Origin of the sequence: Nodosilinea sp. LEGE 06152 (assembly GCF_015207525.1) — a bacterium.
GTDB lineage: Bacteria > Cyanobacteriota > Cyanobacteriia > Phormidesmidales > Phormidesmidaceae > Nodosilinea.
Map to the genome: position 1 here is coordinate 84,144 of NZ_JADEWR010000011.1, position 15,428 is coordinate 99,571.

Consider the following 15,428-nt stretch of genomic DNA (forward strand, 5'->3'; position numbering starts at 1 on the left):
GAGCAGGGGTCGCCCCCAGTATAAGCACAGTTTTTAGGATCCTAGGTAGCCCTGGATTCATTGCGCCAGCGCCAGTTCACCAACAGCTGTTCGGCTTCGGGGGCGGGCAGGGGTTTAGAGAAGCAGTAGCCCTGGGCGTAGGGGCAGCCCAGCTGGCGCAGCTGTTCGAGCTGGCTCTCGGTTTCGACACCTTCGGCGATCGCCGCCATGCCCAGACTTTGGGCCAGGGCCAAAATGGCCTGCACCATAGCTACCCCGCGCGGGTCGGCCTCCATCGCCTGAATAAAGGAGCGATCGATCTTGAGAATCTGCATCGGAAACTGGTGCACCATGCTGAGCGACGAATAGCCGGTGCCAAAGTCGTCAATGCCTAGCTGAATGCCGCGATCGCGCAGGGCTTTGAGCATCACCTCGGCAGTTTTGGGGTTTTCGATCAGGGCGCTTTCGGTAATTTCGAGGCGCAGGTAGTTGCTGCCGAGGCCAGCGGTGGTCAGGGCGGCGTCGATGGTGTCAATCAGGTGGGGGTGGGCAAACTGCTTTACCGACAGATTKACGCTAACCACCAGATCTTGGGCCTCGGGCAGCCGCTGCCGCCACTGCTGCAGCTGCTGACAGGCCAGCCGCTGGGTCCATTCGCCAATCGCCAAAATCAGCCCGGTCTCTTCGGCTAGAGGAATGAAGGTACTGGGCGAAATCAGCCCCCAGCGGGGATGGTGCCAGCGCACCAGGGCCTCAAAGCCGATCAGCCGGTAGTGAACTAAATCGACAATCGGCTGGTAGTGCAGGGCCAGCTCATGGCGATCGATGGCCCGCTGAAGGTCGTTTTCGAGGGTGAGGCGGGTGGCCACCTGCTCGTACATGGCGGGGTCAAACAGGGCCGACTGTCCCCGCCCGTTCTCCTTGGCCTGGTACATGGCGGTGTCGGCGTCGCGCAAAAAGTCAACTGCCTCCACGGCTCCGGTCAGGTTGGAGGCAATGCCCACGCTGGCGCTGATAAAAATTTCGCGTCCGCCCAGCACCAGCGGTGCTTGCAAGACCTGGTGAATGCGATCGGCCACGCCCTGGGCGTCGTCAATTACAGCGATGGGGTTGAGCAAAATGGCAAATTCGTCGCCCCCCAGCCGCGCCACCAGATCCCCCTCTCGCACCACCGACCCCAGGCGGCGGGCGCACTCAATTAGCAGCTGGTCGCCCACCAGATGGCCCAGGCTGTCGTTGATCACCTTAAAGCGATCGAGGTCGATGAACAGCACCGCAAAGATCACCGACCCAGACGCTTTAGCCGCCGCCACCGCCGCGTTGAGCTGCTCCATAAAAAAAGCCCGGTTGGGCGACCCGGTCAGGGGGTCGTGCAGGGCCTCGTAGGCGAGCCGGTCTTCGATTAGCTTGCGCTCGGTGATGTCGGTGAGGGTGCCTACCAAGCGGGTTACTACCCCCAAAGCGTTGTACTGGGCTTGCCCCAGCAGCTGCACAACTCGGCGACTGCCATCGGAGCGCACAATCGCCCCCTCCAGATTGAGCGACTGGCCGGTGCGACTCGATTCAGCCAGCTGGTGCTGCCACCGGGGGCGATCGCTGGGGTCTAAGGCCGCCAGCTGCTCCTCCAGCGAAGGCGGCACTGGTTGGGGGCTGAGGCCATAGATTCGAAACATTTCCTCCGACCAGGTGAGCTGCTGGCTGGGCAGGTACAGCTCCCAACTGCCGGTGTGGGCAATGCGCTGGGCTTCTTTGAGCCGACTCTCAGCCCGCTGCCGCTGGCGCAGCTCGCGCTGGGCCTGGGCCAGGGTTTGAGCCTGCTGCACGGCGATCGCCAGCTGGTCAGCCACAGTTTGCACTAGCTCGATCTCGGCGGTTTTCCACGGTTCGGGTTCAGGCCCCTGGCGGTGAATACCCAGGCGGCCCCAGGGCCGGGGGTGACTGAGATGGAGCGGTACCAGCCGCCAGCTACCGGGTAGAGCGTCAACTAACTCGTGGGGGGCGTCAGCGTCGAGCTGCACTAGATCGGGATGAGGTGAACCTCCAGGCTCAGATCCAGGCCCAGGCTCGGCAATAGTGCGGTAGAGCAAGCTGGGCAAATCGGGGTTGGCCCGGTGCTCAGCGATTACCCGCCAGTGGTGGTCAGCGGGTAGGTACATTTGAATATCGACGTGGTCGGCCTGGAGCAGATGGGCAATTTCGCGGGCGGCGGTGCTAAAGATGCTGTCTAGATCGAGTGACTGGCGAATGGCCTGCACTACCCGATTGAGAGCCTGTTCGCGGCGAATCTGGTGCTCAATCTGCTCGTAGGCCCGCCTGCGGCCGGTGACATCTTGAAAGTACACCGCCAGCCCCTCCTGGGTGGGGTAGACATGGAACTCGCACCAGCTATCGGAGTGGGCCATGTATTCTTCAAAGGTGAGGCTGATCCGCTCGACCATAGCCCGGCGCAGCTGCTTAGACATCTGTGTGCCCAGCACCTCAGGAAATTCGTACCACAGGTTTTGGCCCAGCACCTGGTGGCGCGATCGCTGCAAAAACTGCTCAGCCCGCTGGTTGAGGTAAATGAACTGCCAGTTTTGGTCGAGGGCAAAAAAGGCGTCGGTAATGCTCTCCAGGATGTTGTTGATGCGCTGGTGAGAGATTTGCAGCGCCTGCTCGGCGGCCTGGCGCTCGGCCTCCTGCCGCTTGCGTTCGGCCTCACCGCGTTTCCGCTCGCTAATGTCTTGCGATACCCCAATGCTAAACAGGGGCTGACCGTCGTCATCGCAGACCAGGCACACCGTCAGCGCCACCCAAATAAAGTGGCCGTCCTTGCGGCAGTAGCGTTTCTCCATAGCAAACGAAGGGATCTCACCGGCTATCAGCCGACGGTAGTGCTGCAAGTCAAACGCCAAATCTTCGGGATGGGTGAAGTCGGCAAAGTTTTTCTCCAACAGCTCTTCGCGGCTAAAGCCCAGCATGCGGCAGATGCCGGGGTTTACATCGAACAGCTGACCGCTCAGTTCGGCCTGGCAAATACCCACGTTAATTTGCTCAAAAATAGCCCGAAACCGGGCTTCAGCCGCGCTCAGGGTCGCTAGTATAGCCTTGCGCTCGGTGATATCTTTGCCAACCGAGAGCAGGCAGGTCTGGTCGTTGAGCTGGGTTAGCTCCGCCGACACCAGCAGCGTACGGGTCTGGCCATCGGCCAGGTGCGAGTCGATCTCAATGTTTTTAATGCAGCCGCGATCGCGGATTTGGCGGCGCAAGTCGGCAAACTGCCGCCGATTGTGAACCAACCCCAAATCGGCGGGGCGACGGCCGATAATCTCGCCGCTAGGGCGGCCTAGCCAGCGGGCATAGCTGGCGTTTACCAATAAGTGACGGCCCTCGGGAAAAGTGGTCACCGCCATGGGGTCGGGGCTGTGGTGAAACAGGCTAGCAAAGGCGTTTTGCGTCTGGCGCAGGCACGACTGCATAGTGTACTGCTCGCAGGCCAGCGACAGGCTGATGGAGGCGGTGCGCAGCAGCTTAACGGTGGCCGGTGGCCAGGCAGGGCGATGCTCAGCGCCGGCCCGTCTGGGGTCATTGCTAGTGCGGTTAAAGATCAAAAACCCAAAATACTGACCGTGGCAGCGCAGGGGCAGTATCAGCACGGTATCGCCGCCTAAGCTATTCAACAGCGGCTGCTCCGCCGCTGGAAAGCTGCTCACCGCCCCGCTCAGCATCCCTCCCCGCGCCAGCACCTCGTGCCACCGCCGCAGCTGACTAAGAGGCAGGTTTTGAAAGCTGCCCTGGTCGAGGCCGATAGCCCCTGGGGAGTGCCAGGCAGCTCGCAGGCTGGTCAGGGTTTGGCCGCCGCCGTCTAGGTGAGTTTCAAACAAAGCAACGCCCTGGGCCTGGCTGGCCACCCCCAACAGCTTCAGGCAGCGGCCAAACACCCGCAGGCGGTTTTGCCCCTCCAGCCCCAGGAGCTGATAGTGAATGTTGGTCAAGATCGTCAGACTGCGATCGGAGGCGGGAGCTAGCAGGGTTTCAACCGGGTAGTCAAGGGCGAGTTCTGCCGGCCAGTAGGGAGGAAACGCGGCATCCCCTGCCCCACCATCGGTTTGCCTGCCGCTCTCGGCCACGGCCCGGTAAAGGCGCTGGCGCGGCACCAACCCGCAAATTTGATCTTGCCCATCGACCACCAGCAGGTAGCGGCAATGGGTGGCCTGCAGGGCCTGCAACGCCGCGCCAATACCATCGTCGGGGCTCAAAATAGGAACCTGGGGCACCAAGCTCAGGCCAATAGGGGTCGTGGCGGTGTCTACCCCAGCGGCAACGCAGCCGAGCACGTCTTGCTCGGTAAATAGCCCCAAAATAGTGCTCCCACTGGCTACGACGACACAGCTCAACGCCTGCTCCTGCATCACCTGCACCGCCTCTCGAATCGAGGCTTGGGGGGTGAGCACCGCTGGCAGCACGTCGACTAAATCGCCCACGCGGAGCGTGCCGGTCTGGTCAGAGAACAGGGATTGGGCAGCGATCGGGGCTAACGGTTGGCTATGGTCCCTGGCAGCAGGGAAATTTGAGTTTGAGAGAGCGGCCATAGCCGACACACCCCGACCGATAAGGTTATAGCATTGGCCAGATAGCGCCACACCGAGTGAATAGGCCGAGGGCAGTGGCCAAAGACGGTGAGTTAGGGGCTATCCACAGGGCGATCGCCCAGCTCCGCAGCCACTCTGTACCCATTCTGCAGCCACTGGTTGACCCACGAGCAAAAGAGCAGTGCCCTGACGGCAACAACAAATTAATAAACCCAGGTTACCCATTTAATCGGGTCCGTCAACTCCCCAACAAGCAAGTTCTGCAGGGGTGAGCGGGGTTTGCTTTGCCGTGCAAGGCTAGCCAAGCAGAGTGCGGTATGAGCCCCAGGGGTGGATTGAGGTCAAGCGTTGGCGGCTAGAGCTAAGCCCAACCTTAGGCTGTCAAAGTCCTTACGTTGAAGTTTCTACTAAGTTTAAATCGGCTTGCACCTCCTGGCGCAGACGGGCCAAGGTTTTTGAAGCATCGGTATCTTGCAGAATGGCGGCCAGGGTAGCACTCACCCCCTCAGGTCCCCAAGTGCAGCCCTGCTCCAAATAGGTTTTAGCGGCCTTGCCCACGGTATAAGACCCGTAGCCTGCGGCGCTGGCCTGGGCGGTCATGGCTCCGGCTAGGGCAGCGACTCCAGTAACGCTATCGACCAAGGTGACCAGAGCGGCAGTCGTTTTGCCCGCCCCCAGCAAGCCGCTGCCCACCTCGCTCAGCAGCAGCGTGCCCGAGCTTTTGAGGATGGCTCGCCACAGTCGCCCCGCCTCGTGGCTGGTAATGGGAAAGCCGTAGAGCCGAGCCAGGGTGCGAATCATCACCAGGTCGATGACGACTCCGCCCAGCAGGTCAAGGCCAGCAATGGGGTTGAGGGCAACGGCGGCGGCTTTATATTTGGCAAACCGCCAGATGGTTTCGTCGGCGCGATCGCCGTGCAGACGGCTCACGTGGCCCACCATTTCACCCTCGATAGCGCGGGCGTTGCGCAGGGCGTTGAGAGCGACCAGGGCGGCACCATCCTCGGCGACAATCGCCAGCAGGGCCTGACGCAGGGGTTCAATCTGGGGGGGCTGAGGCTCCCACTCTTCGCTGGTGCGACCGTCGGGCCACTCGACGCGCACCTTGAGTGGGGCAGGGCTAGCGGCTACGGTCACAACATCGTCGACCGCCAGCGGGTTGCTGGGGCTACCCTGGCCCAGGTCGGCCCGCAGGGTTTGCAGGGTTTCGTACACCGCCTGGCGATCGACGTCGGGGTAGAGATCGCCTTTGTTGAAGACCAGCAGCAGAGGTTTTTGCCCGCGCTGTAGCTCCAGCAGGGCCTCGTATTCGAGCTGGGTGATATCGCCTGAGACGACAAATAAAATTAAGTCGGCCTGGGTAGCTACAGTCTGAGCCATTTCGGCACGCACGTCGCCCCCCACCTCATCTAGTCCGGGGGTATCGATCAGCTCGATTTGCCACGAGAGACCGTTCTCAACCTCAGGCTGCACCTCGGGCTGCCAGTACACCGACCGGGGCCAGCGGGTGACGCCGTGCAGAGGGCCTGTTTCGAGAATGTTTTCGCCCACCAGGGCGTTGATCACCGCCGACTTGCCCCGGCTAACCAGGCCAAACACCGCCACCCGCAGGCAGCGCGACTCGAGCTTGGCCGTCAGGCTCTGGAGCTGACCCAGCCCGGATTTGACCGCCGCCAGGGTGGCCCCCTGCTCGGGATTCCCCTGGAGCGCGGTGGAATAGCGGGAAACGGCCTGACCTAGGGTGTGGCGAGCGCGGTGGAGGAAGGGGGAGGGCATGGGGTGGGGAGTGAGGGGGTGGATGGGTGGATGGGTAGACGGGTGGATGGGTAGGGTTAGGGAACGGGGTGCTGGGGGGGTGATGACTAGTTTCCTTCGAGTTCCTTGTGAAGTGGCTCGTTGGGGGTAGGCGTAGCCCTGATGGTGATAGGTTCGGCGGGAACGGGTTCGGCGGGGATGGGGTTGGCCGGGTTAAGGTCGAGGGCGGGGCCAAGGTCGATAGCGGTGCTGGCGGAGAGCTGGGCGGGGGTGGGCCTGAGAATATCGATGCCCTGTTTGGCCAGGGTTTGCAGCAGGCTGAGCTGGCGATTTTGCTGAATGGTGCTTTGCAGGCGTTGGGCGATCGCTTCCCAGGACAGGGCGGTAGTGGGGGTACCGGCGAGGGCAGCTTGCTCGAAGTAGTCGACTAAGCTAAGGCCTGCCATTCGGGTGAGGTAGGCGGCACTGAGACCCTGTACCAACCCGCCCGCCAGGTAGGTGGCGAAGTGGCTCTTGAGCACGGCGGTCAGCACCTGGGTGGAGAGTTCGACCAGGCCCAGCTTAACGGTGAGGCTGGCCAGGGTGCCGGCGGCGGTTTTGGCTTCGTCAAGGTTGAGGTTAAAGCCGTAGAGCTTGCCCAGATCCATAATCAGCTGGCCGTTGATGGCGACGGTAGCCAGCAGGTCGAGGGTAGGCACAGGGTTAGCAAAGGCGGCGGCTCCAGCCACCCACTGCAGCTGGTCGATCAGGGGCATGGCCCGATCGCGGCGCAGGCGGTTGAGGTCGGTTTGCACCTGCTGGCGCAGGGCCTGGGTGCGGCGCAGCACGGTGGCGGCAACCAGGGTAGAGCGTTCGGCCACGAAGGCTTCTGCTAGGGCGGATTGCAGACCGGCGATCGCAGGTTCGGGCGTTTCCATGGTTTCGACCACGGTGCCATCGGCCTGGTGGCGACGCACCTTGATGGGGCGCGGGGCGGCGGCGACAGCGACGATGGGGACTGGGGCTGGCAGGGCGGCTACCCGCTGCTGAAGCTGGGTCAAAATGGCCTGCTGGTCGGCGGAGTCGTAGTGGTCTTGCTTGTTGAATACCAGCACCGTGCCCTGCCCGGCGATGACGCGATCGCGCAGCAGGGTAAAGGCGCTATTGGTCAGGTCGCCGTCGGTGAGCAGCAGCACGCCGTCGTAGCCCAGCCAGTCGGGGGTGACGGTTGGGGCCAGGGCAACTTCTGCAAAGCTAAGAGAACTGTCGGTGGCCCCCTCGCTCAGCAGCGTGAGAAGGGTGGTTTTGCCCGTGCGGGGGTCGCCTGCGATCGCCACCTGTAGCTCCTGGCGCTCTAGCCCGCTGATCAGGGCCTGGTGGTCGTGGCGATAGCCCTTCAGGCCGGCCCGGAGCGCATCTAGCGCGATCGCCGAGCCATTGACCAGCTCGGTCTCCTGGGCCAGGGTATCGATCAGGCTGGCCAGAGCGGTTAGTTCGGCTTCTACCCGAGGGCGATCGACGACGGGTGGGGCAATCGGTTTGGGGGCCGCTGGGGTCTGGTCACCCCGCCGCCACCACCAGATCCCTGAGCCCAGGGCAATGGCGCTCAGCAGCGTAGAGCTATCGAGGGGGTTGAAATGGGCACTGCCCAGCAGAGCCAGGGTGGCCGAAAGGCCCAGGCCGCCCACCAGCAGCGGTCGTTTGAGCAGAGCCGGCAGCCCTGAGGATGGGATCAAGCCTCCCAAGCTACCGGCGGGTTTCGACGGTCCTTTAGAGTCTTTAGAATGGTTACTGGTCTTAGCCGCTTCAGGAAGCTCAGAAATCTCAGCCGTTTTTAGATTGGTCTGGTCGTCGTTGCCCATTGCCTCTAGCCCCACGGCCTCACGGCCTTTTACGATTTTGAGCGCTGTCTGCTTACCGTCAATTCTGGTTGAAGATGGCTGCCCCATGCCGCCGTGGGTGCTGCCGCTGAAATCCCCTGAGATGTTCCTGGGATGCCTTAGTGCCACTGCGATTGGCGCGGGCGACTGATGCGATCGCAGACTAAGCCTTCACAGTCCTATTGTGGCAAAGGGTTGGGCATTCCTCCAGTGGGGTCTTCCTACCTGTTGACGGCGTAGATTCCGGCCCAGGGGATGCCCACGGCGGGGTCGGTAATCCTACTGTAAACTGGGGTAGCGATCGTCCTGGCAGACTGGCTGCCCTATTTTCAGCTCCTGAACTGACCCAAACGCTATGCATCCCACCCTGATCCCTGGTACTACCCTTCAGAACCGCTACCGCGTGCTGCAAGAGCTGGGTTACGGCGGCTTTGGGCGCACCTATCTAGCTGAAGACCTGGGCCGCTTTAACGAACGCTGCGCCGTCAAAGAACTTGAGCCTCAACAGGGCGACCAATTTTCAGACAAAGCGCTGCAGCTCTTTCAGCGCGAAGCCGCCATTCTCTACAGCATTGAGCATCCGCAGATTCCCAAATTTCAGGCCATTTTTGAGGAAAATCAGCGGCTGTTTTTGGTTCAAGACTACATCGACGGCGTCACCTACCGCGATCTGCTTAACCAGCGCCTGCAGCAGGGCATGAATTTTTCAGAGGCGGAGGTGCGGCAGTTTTTGCAGCAGATGCTGCCCGTACTGGCCCACATTCACAGTAAGGGCATTATTCACCGCGACATCAGCCCCGACAACGTTATGCAGCGCCGCACCGACAACCTGCCGGTGCTGATTGACTTTGGCGTGGTCAAAGAGGTGGTCACCCGCATTCAGCCGCCCGGCCCCCACAGTCAGGCCACCTCGGTGGGCAAGCTGGGCTACGCCCCCAGCGAGCAAATGCAGTCGGGTCGCGCTTACCCCAGCAGTGATCTCTACGCCCTGGCGGTGACCGCCATTGTGCTGCTCACCGGCAAAGAACCTCAGGAGATTTTTGACGATGTCAACCTGAGCTGGAACTTGCCCACCACCCTCAGCCCTGGCCTGTTGCAGGTGCTGCAGCGGGCCACTAGCTACCGACCGGGCGATCGCTACCAGTCGGTGAGCGAAATGGCCCAGGCCCTCGGTGCTATGGGCAGCGCTGTGGGCACCGTGCAGGGGCAGCCTGCTGTGCCGCCGTCGCCGTCGCAGGTGAGAACTGTGGCCGTGGGGCGGCAGTACCAGCCGACCCAGGTGGGTGCCCCGCCCCCGGCTCGCAACTACACAGCTCCGGTACCTGCTGTCGAACCCGCCTCGGTGTGGGAAAACCCCTGGGCTGTCGCGGTCATTGGCGGTGCCCTGGCCCTGCTGGCTGGCTTGGGTGGCTGGACGGTGGTTAGCCTGCTCAACCGCACCCCCGAGCCAACCCCAGTACCTAGCCCCGAAATTAGCATTGCCCCGATACCCGAGCCCACCGCCGAGCCCACCCCAGAACCCAGCCCCGAAACTAGCCCAGTCGAGTACGACCAAAATTTAGCGATTTCCCCCGGCCAAGACCGGACGGTGACCGGCAGTCTGCGCCGCAACGAAACCATCAACTATCGCTTTGAGGCCACCGAGGGTCAGGTGCTGCTGGCGAGAATGCAGGGCGAAGGGGTGCTGCTCACCGTGCTCAATGCCCAGGGACAGCCGGTTGAACGCTCGGCCCAGCGGGTGTTGAACTGGCAGGGCACCCTACCTACCGACGGTGAATACACCCTGCAGCTACGGCCAGTGCAGGGGCTGGAGCAGAGCGATTATGAGCTAGAGGTTAGCCTCAGTGCTCAATCCGAGCCCGAACCCTCGGTCGAACCGCAGCCCGAGCCCAGCGTTGAGCCGCCCGTGGTGGTGCCTAGTCCTGAGCCCGAGCCAACCTCTAACCCCAATCCCAATCCCAATGTGACCCAGCAGCGGGTGCAAATTCCGCCGGGGCAAACTAGCGTGCAGGTATCGGGGCAGGTTAACGAAGATCGCACGCGTCGCTACGTTATTAACGCCCAGGAGGGTCAGGTTTTAGCCCTAGATCTGCCCACCGTCAGCGGCCCGGTTACCCTCGACGTGCGGTTTCCCAACGGTGAGCTAATTCCCGATGCCTCGCGGGTGCTGTCGTGGCAGGGTCAGCTGCCCACCAGCGGCGACTACCTGGTAGATGTCTCATCGCCGCGCCCCTCCAACTACGTGCTGCGGGTGTCGGCGAACTAGGGCCGATAGCCAAGGCCAGGTCCTTCCTGACCCCTGACACCCTGAACCAATCACCCTGCTTAGGTCGCAATCACAATACCTATGGCTTCTCTCAACGCATTGCTGGTGGCGGGTACCGACACCGAAGTAGGCAAAACCGTGGTGGCTAGTGCCCTGCTGGCCTACTGGCAGCGGCACCGACCTGCCCAGGCTCCGGCGGTGCTAAAGCCCTTTCAGTCGGGGGTGGGCGATCGCGAGCTGTACCAGCGCCTGTTTTTTCCTCAAACCAGCCTGGAGGCCATTACACCCCAGTACTTTGAGGCACCCCTGGCCCCGCCGCTAGCCGCCGCCCTAGAGGGTCGCAGCGTTGATTTAACCCTGGCCTGGCGTGCCCTGGAGGCCAGCACCCGGCAGCACCCCTGGGTGTTGGTGGAGGGGCTGGGGGGGCTGGGGTCGCCCGTGACCTATGAGCTGACCGTGGCCGATGTGGCGGCGGCCTGGCATCTGCCCGTGGTGCTGGTGGTGCCGGTTAAGCTGGGGGCGATCGCCCAGGCCGTGGCCAACGTGGCCCTGGCTCGCCAGAGCGGCATAGACCTGCGCGGCATTGTGCTCAACTGCCCGCGGCCTCTGACCACCCAGGAGATTGACCAATGGGCACCGGCCGGTTTAATCATGAACCTGGCCCAAACCCCCGTGCTGGGCACCCTGCCCTACCTGCCCAATCCCGAATCTACCGAAGCTCTGGCGGCGGCGGCGGCGGCCCTAGAGATCGAGGCTTTGACCCCTGCCCTCGGCCTCACCCCGGCAAAAAGCCGCTGAGGGTGCCCCAGCGGCTAGTTCTGGGTTGGAAGTTGGTTATCGTCTAGACCCGCGATCGCCAATATCCGCAAGCCTCAAAAGGGGCGAACGATCGCTTCAATATCTCTGGACTGCATCGGAACGGGCACCATCGTCGGTTGGGAGACAACCCCAACTCGATCTTTGGGAAAGCAGTCGCGACTGCCTTGGGTGCAATCGTCGCTGTCGGTAATCATCATCTCGAACTGAACAAATGCTGCGCTGCTAACGTCAGAGAGAGGCAGAGCGGGAGGAATGTGAAAAAACATAACTAATCCTTGAGACACCCTGATTTGACCATATCTGCACAAAAACCCTGCGATCGCCAGAAATTCTAGCCTAAACAGGTGTCACCCGAACGTCACAGAGTGCAAATCTGCTCTAACCATATAAGAAAAAACTTAATAATCCAAACGACTTTAGTAAATTTTCCTAGGCTTACTTCACGTTTTATGAATGGTTCTACGTGCAGCATGTTATCGCGGCAGTGAGGTTGGCCATCCGCTCCAGTTAAAATCTCTGGGCAGTGTATTGGGGGCAGTGACAGCACGGTGGCTGATCGTAGCGGCACGACTTTTTGGTTTAAGGGTTTTGAGTTTAAGGGGGCTGTCAGGCAAAGGCAGGGATGGCGCGGGGGGCGTTGGCTAGCGGCTATGCTGCTAACCGCTTTCATGACCGTACAGCTGTCGCCCCACCTGGCGCTGGCCACAACCGATCGGCCCGTTATAGTCACTCCAGGGGCCGCTCTGGGGACTGCTCCGGAGACACCATCCGCCAGCCCCGACTGGCTGGCTCAGCTCGAACAGTTGCCCGACAGAGCCGTGGCGCTGCCAAACTTTGACCCGGCGGTAAATGGGTTTCAGTTTACGAACCAGGAGTTGATTGAGGCCATCGATCGCAGCCGCAATGCCCAGGCTTGGGAGGAGGTGCTGACCGAGCAGCTGCAGCAGCTGTTTGGCACCCAGGTCTGTGTAGGCGAATCGGCCACCTGTGTGCTCACAGCCGCTGCCCAAAACTGGCTGACGACCCAGCTAGACCGTATGGATCAGGGCCTCTCGGAAGGGATGGCGGCGGCGGTGCTCGACCTGTGGCAGCCGCCCCAGCCGCGCCTCCCCTGGTGGCAGCGGTTGATCAATGGTTTGCTGGGGCGCACGGTGTTTGGCCTGGCCCGCACGCTGTTTGATCTGCAAACTTTTATCGCCAACCTGTTTTTGATGCAGGGGGTGGGCGAGGTGTTTCAGCCCACTCAGGCGGTGCGCGAGACCTTTACCCCCACCCAGATTTTGCTGTCGATCGCGCGGGTGTTTCTAACCGGCTCGGGCGATCCGTTTACGATGGGGGTCTACCGCCTGCTCGATGGAGCGCTGAGCGAGGGCCATGCCCTTACCCCCTACCGGATCGAGAACCAGGGTGACGGCAAATACTGGGTTTACGTCTACGACAGCAACTACCCAGCAGGTCGCCCCGGCAGCCCCACCGATCTCCACGTCGAGTTTGACACCCAGGCCGATAGCTGGACCTACCAACCCACCGCCAGCAGTCCAGCGTTTGGGGGCGATACCGAGAGCAAAACGCTCGATCTAACCCAGCGATCGTGGCGGCAGCCCCCGGCCGAAACCGAGCTTTCCACAACTGGTCCGTTCACCTGCCCCTTTTGTGGCCCTAGCGCTGAGGCCGAGGCCGTACCTGAACCTACCGTGGATATCACCCTGGTCGGCGAAGGGGTGCTTACGGTCGCCCCCTACGTCGGCCCGCAGGTCGCTGGGCCATCGGAGCCGGATGCCCTTAGTGGTGGCAATACCGTTGATCTGGTGTCCTCTTTGGTGCCCTTTAAGGGCGGCCTCAATCGCGAGGTGCCCGCCAGCTACCGCCTGCCCGCCGAAACCCTGGGACAGCCCCTTGAGGTCACCTTAACCGGCGCTACAATTCCTAACGCGCAGCGTCAACCAGCCACACTACAGCTGGCTGGGCCGGGGTATACCGCCACGGTAGAAGGTCTGGTGCTGAGCCCTGACCAAAGTTTGACTCTGTTCCTGGTGGCCAATCCCACTGGCCCTGAAGTTACGTTCGTGGCCAGTGGGGCCACTGAGATTCCTCGCCTGACGATCAACCTGACCGATGACACCCGCGCCTACCAGTTCAACTCGTCTACGCCAGAGACCGGGTTCTCGCTTACCGATCGCCAGGTGTCGAAAAGCTCTGGGTTTGACCTCAGCGGGCTGAGGCTGGCGGCAGGCCAGCGCGTTGCCCTGGCCGCAAACGATGACCTCAAGCGCCTCTACTTTGCTGACGACACGTTAGCCTCCAGCCAGTACGCCCTCACCGTGAAAAACCGCATGGTGATCAAAGACCGTATTCAGCTGGGCGATCGCCAGCCCGATTTCGTCAACTACACCCTCACCTACGACGAAGATATGCGGGCCAGCGACGTGCAGGTCGAGGGCGATCGCCAGGCTTTCTTTGACTACAATCCCGCCTTTATAGACCCGGCAGAGCTGCCTCGCCAGCAGCTGCTAGAGGTCTTCGAGCAGCGCGATTTCCCCATTGCGATCGCCTACGAACCGCTGACGGCCAGCCCCAATCAGCGCAGTCCGCTGCGGCTATTGCCCTCTGGGGCCGCGCCAGTCGGCGAGCGGTGTTTCAGGGCGCACTTAGAAAGACCAGTTGATACCAGATTCGATATCACACCTGTTTCAGCAATTCCTCATGACCCAGGGATTCTTACCGTGTCTGGCCGCCATCAGTCAAACTCGACCGGGGCGTCGGGGTGATCCAAAAGGTCAAAGCAGCGCTGAATTTGGCTCAGGCCGTTACGGCCCGGCGACAGTGGTGGAATGCCGTCGGGGCCAAAAAAATCGATCGCGGTGGTTTCGTAGCTGGGGGTCGGCTGGCCCTCGACAATTTCGCAGCGAAAGAACAGCTTGTAGCTGTGGTGCGGGGCGGGCGGGTGGCCGTGGCGGGGGTTGGCGCGATCGTAGACGGCCAGCAGCCGTGTGGCACGAGTGATATAGCCCGACTCCTCAAAAATTTCGCGCTCCACGGCTCGGCTGGGCGAGTCGCCAATGTCGGCCCAGCCGCCGGGCAAAGCCCACAGCCCATCAGAGCTTTCCTGCACCAGGAGCAGTTTGCCCTCGCGAAACACAACGCCACGCACATCAATTTTGGGGGTGGCGTGGCCCACATCCTGGTGCAGCAGGTCGGTCAGGGTTTGGGGTTCGGCACCTGCGATCGCAGCCAGCATGGCGTCGGCAATTTTCTGCACCTGCCTGTAGCGATCCGTATCAAAAGGATGATTTTCGTAGTGCAGCCCAGTTTGGGCAATACCCTGGAGCTGCTGAATCCAGCTCAGCCACGGTGATGTCATAGGGGTTGGGGGAGGATGAAAACGGTATCTGCAAAATTGTAGGGGTGAGCTACTTTTTACGTCTTAAGGACTGTTAAAAGCGCTCTAGTTACGCTCATAACCCGAATAATTCAAAAGTACTATTTGATTATATTGACTGCATTTGCTCAGCTAAGCGGGCGTCAAAGCCAGATGAAAGCACGGTGTGACTTGACATCTTCCTAAAGGTATACCCTACGGGGATCAAGCCAGAATGGCCTAAAATGCAAGGAAACCATGATAAATTAATGAGTATTTCTACCGCTTCTCCCAAAAAAATTCGAAACTCATAAGTGTTTAAAAAACTTAAGTTAACCTTCCCCTAGCAGCAAAAAAATTGTGCATAGACCGTCAATCAACCACCAATCAAGGGATTGACGAGGAGCGATGAGGGAGCGATCGCAGTCTAAGGTCGGTTTGTGCCCGCCTAGTGCAATAAAGCCTTAGATTACTTAATAAAATTCTCATGAAGGCAATGATAGGATTTCCTCAAGTAAGCCATAAGCTTTTCTTTATCAATTGCTGGTCGCTATTTTCTGGAGAGCATAAGTCATGTCTGGTAACCCCGTTGGAATCAAGCCCGAAACTCGGAACCATAAGGGATTTTTTGTGCAAGATGCCGACTACGAACTAGTTAGCATTGAAGCCTCAGGCTGGGCCCTCATTTGCGTAGATGATGCTGTTTGTCACTACGTTGACCCCGACAATTTGCTGATTCAGAACCTAGAGGCATAGGGCAACGTCGAGCTGGCTGTTTGCCTGAGTCCAGGGCAAGTTTTGTATCAATCCATTAATAACTT

Annotated in this window: 9 protein-coding genes; 4 read left to right on the plus strand and 5 right to left on the minus strand. The window is 60.8% G+C overall.

Going from position 1 to position 15,428, the window contains the following annotated elements; genetic code table 11:
• Window positions 1-41 precede the first annotated feature (41 nt).
• The 3 genes from IQ265_RS15890 to IQ265_RS30680 all read right to left on the minus strand — a co-directional run bounded on the left by IQ265_RS15890 (window position 42) and on the right by IQ265_RS30680 (window position 8,293).
• Window positions 42-4,550: an EAL domain-containing protein gene (locus tag IQ265_RS15890; protein ID WP_194055317.1), complete on the minus strand. Its 4,509-nt coding sequence runs from the start codon at window positions 4,548-4,550 to the stop codon at window positions 42-44.
• A gap of 390 nt (window positions 4,551-4,940) precedes the next feature.
• Window positions 4,941-6,326, minus strand: a complete 1,386-nt coding sequence (locus IQ265_RS15895; RefSeq protein ID WP_194055319.1) for a GTP-binding protein — start codon at window positions 6,324-6,326, stop codon at window positions 4,941-4,943.
• Window positions 6,327-6,412: 86 nt separating this feature from the next.
• Complete coding sequence (locus IQ265_RS30680) at window positions 6,413-8,293, minus strand: DUF697 domain-containing protein (RefSeq protein WP_194055321.1); 1,881 nt, start codon at window positions 8,291-8,293, stop codon at window positions 6,413-6,415.
• A 226-nt stretch (window positions 8,294-8,519) separates the two neighbouring features.
• On the opposite strand from IQ265_RS30680, the gene IQ265_RS15905 reads away from it, so the two are divergent.
• Window positions 8,520-10,430 carry a serine/threonine-protein kinase gene (locus IQ265_RS15905; protein ID WP_194055323.1) on the plus strand — a complete coding sequence of 637 codons (1,911 nt, stop codon included), beginning with the start codon at window positions 8,520-8,522 and terminating at the stop codon, window positions 10,428-10,430.
• 81 nt (window positions 10,431-10,511) lie between these two features.
• On the plus strand, window positions 10,512-11,228 hold the full coding sequence (gene bioD / locus IQ265_RS15910; RefSeq protein ID WP_194055325.1) for a dethiobiotin synthase: 717 nt from the start codon (window positions 10,512-10,514) through the stop codon (window positions 11,226-11,228).
• A 74-nt stretch (window positions 11,229-11,302) separates the two neighbouring features.
• Here bioD and IQ265_RS15915 read toward each other — a convergent pair whose 3' ends face one another.
• Window positions 11,303-11,515 (minus strand): hypothetical protein, encoded by a 213-nt coding sequence (locus tag IQ265_RS15915; RefSeq protein WP_194055327.1) that lies wholly within the window; start codon window positions 11,513-11,515, stop codon window positions 11,303-11,305.
• A 384-nt stretch (window positions 11,516-11,899) separates the two neighbouring features.
• Here IQ265_RS15915 and IQ265_RS15920 point away from each other — a divergent pair, with 384 nt between their 5' ends.
• Window positions 11,900-14,017: a hypothetical protein gene (locus tag IQ265_RS15920; protein WP_194055329.1), complete on the plus strand. Its 2,118-nt coding sequence runs from the start codon at window positions 11,900-11,902 to the stop codon at window positions 14,015-14,017.
• On the opposite strand, the gene IQ265_RS15925 is transcribed toward IQ265_RS15920, so the two are convergent.
• A complete protein-coding gene (locus IQ265_RS15925) occupies window positions 13,987-14,610 on the minus strand; it encodes an NUDIX hydrolase (RefSeq protein WP_194055331.1) in 624 nt (207 codons plus the stop codon). The genes IQ265_RS15920 and IQ265_RS15925 overlap by 31 nt on opposite strands.
• 570 nt (window positions 14,611-15,180) lie before the next feature.
• On the opposite strand from IQ265_RS15925, the gene IQ265_RS15930 reads away from it, so the two are divergent.
• Complete coding sequence (locus IQ265_RS15930; RefSeq protein ID WP_035992372.1) at window positions 15,181-15,363, plus strand: hypothetical protein; 183 nt, start codon at window positions 15,181-15,183, stop codon at window positions 15,361-15,363.
• Window positions 15,364-15,428: the final 65 nt, after the last annotated feature.

Coding starts and splice junctions, on each gene's coding strand:
- IQ265_RS15915 (WP_194055327.1), bottom strand. CDS start 11,515: ATGTTTTTTCACATTCCTCCCGCTCTGCCTCTCTCTGACGTTAGCAGC.
- IQ265_RS15925 (WP_194055331.1), bottom strand. CDS start 14,610: ATGACATCACCGTGGCTGAGCTGGATTCAGCAGCTCCAGGGTATTGCC.
- bioD (WP_194055325.1), top strand. CDS start 10,512: ATGGCTTCTCTCAACGCATTGCTGGTGGCGGGTACCGACACCGAAGTA.
- IQ265_RS15920 (WP_194055329.1), top strand. CDS start 11,900: ATGCTGCTAACCGCTTTCATGACCGTACAGCTGTCGCCCCACCTGGCG.
- IQ265_RS15895 (WP_194055319.1), bottom strand. CDS start 6,326: ATGCCCTCCCCCTTCCTCCACCGCGCTCGCCACACCCTAGGTCAGGCC.
- IQ265_RS15905 (WP_194055323.1), top strand. CDS start 8,520: ATGCATCCCACCCTGATCCCTGGTACTACCCTTCAGAACCGCTACCGC.
- IQ265_RS15930 (WP_035992372.1), top strand. CDS start 15,181: ATGTCTGGTAACCCCGTTGGAATCAAGCCCGAAACTCGGAACCATAAG.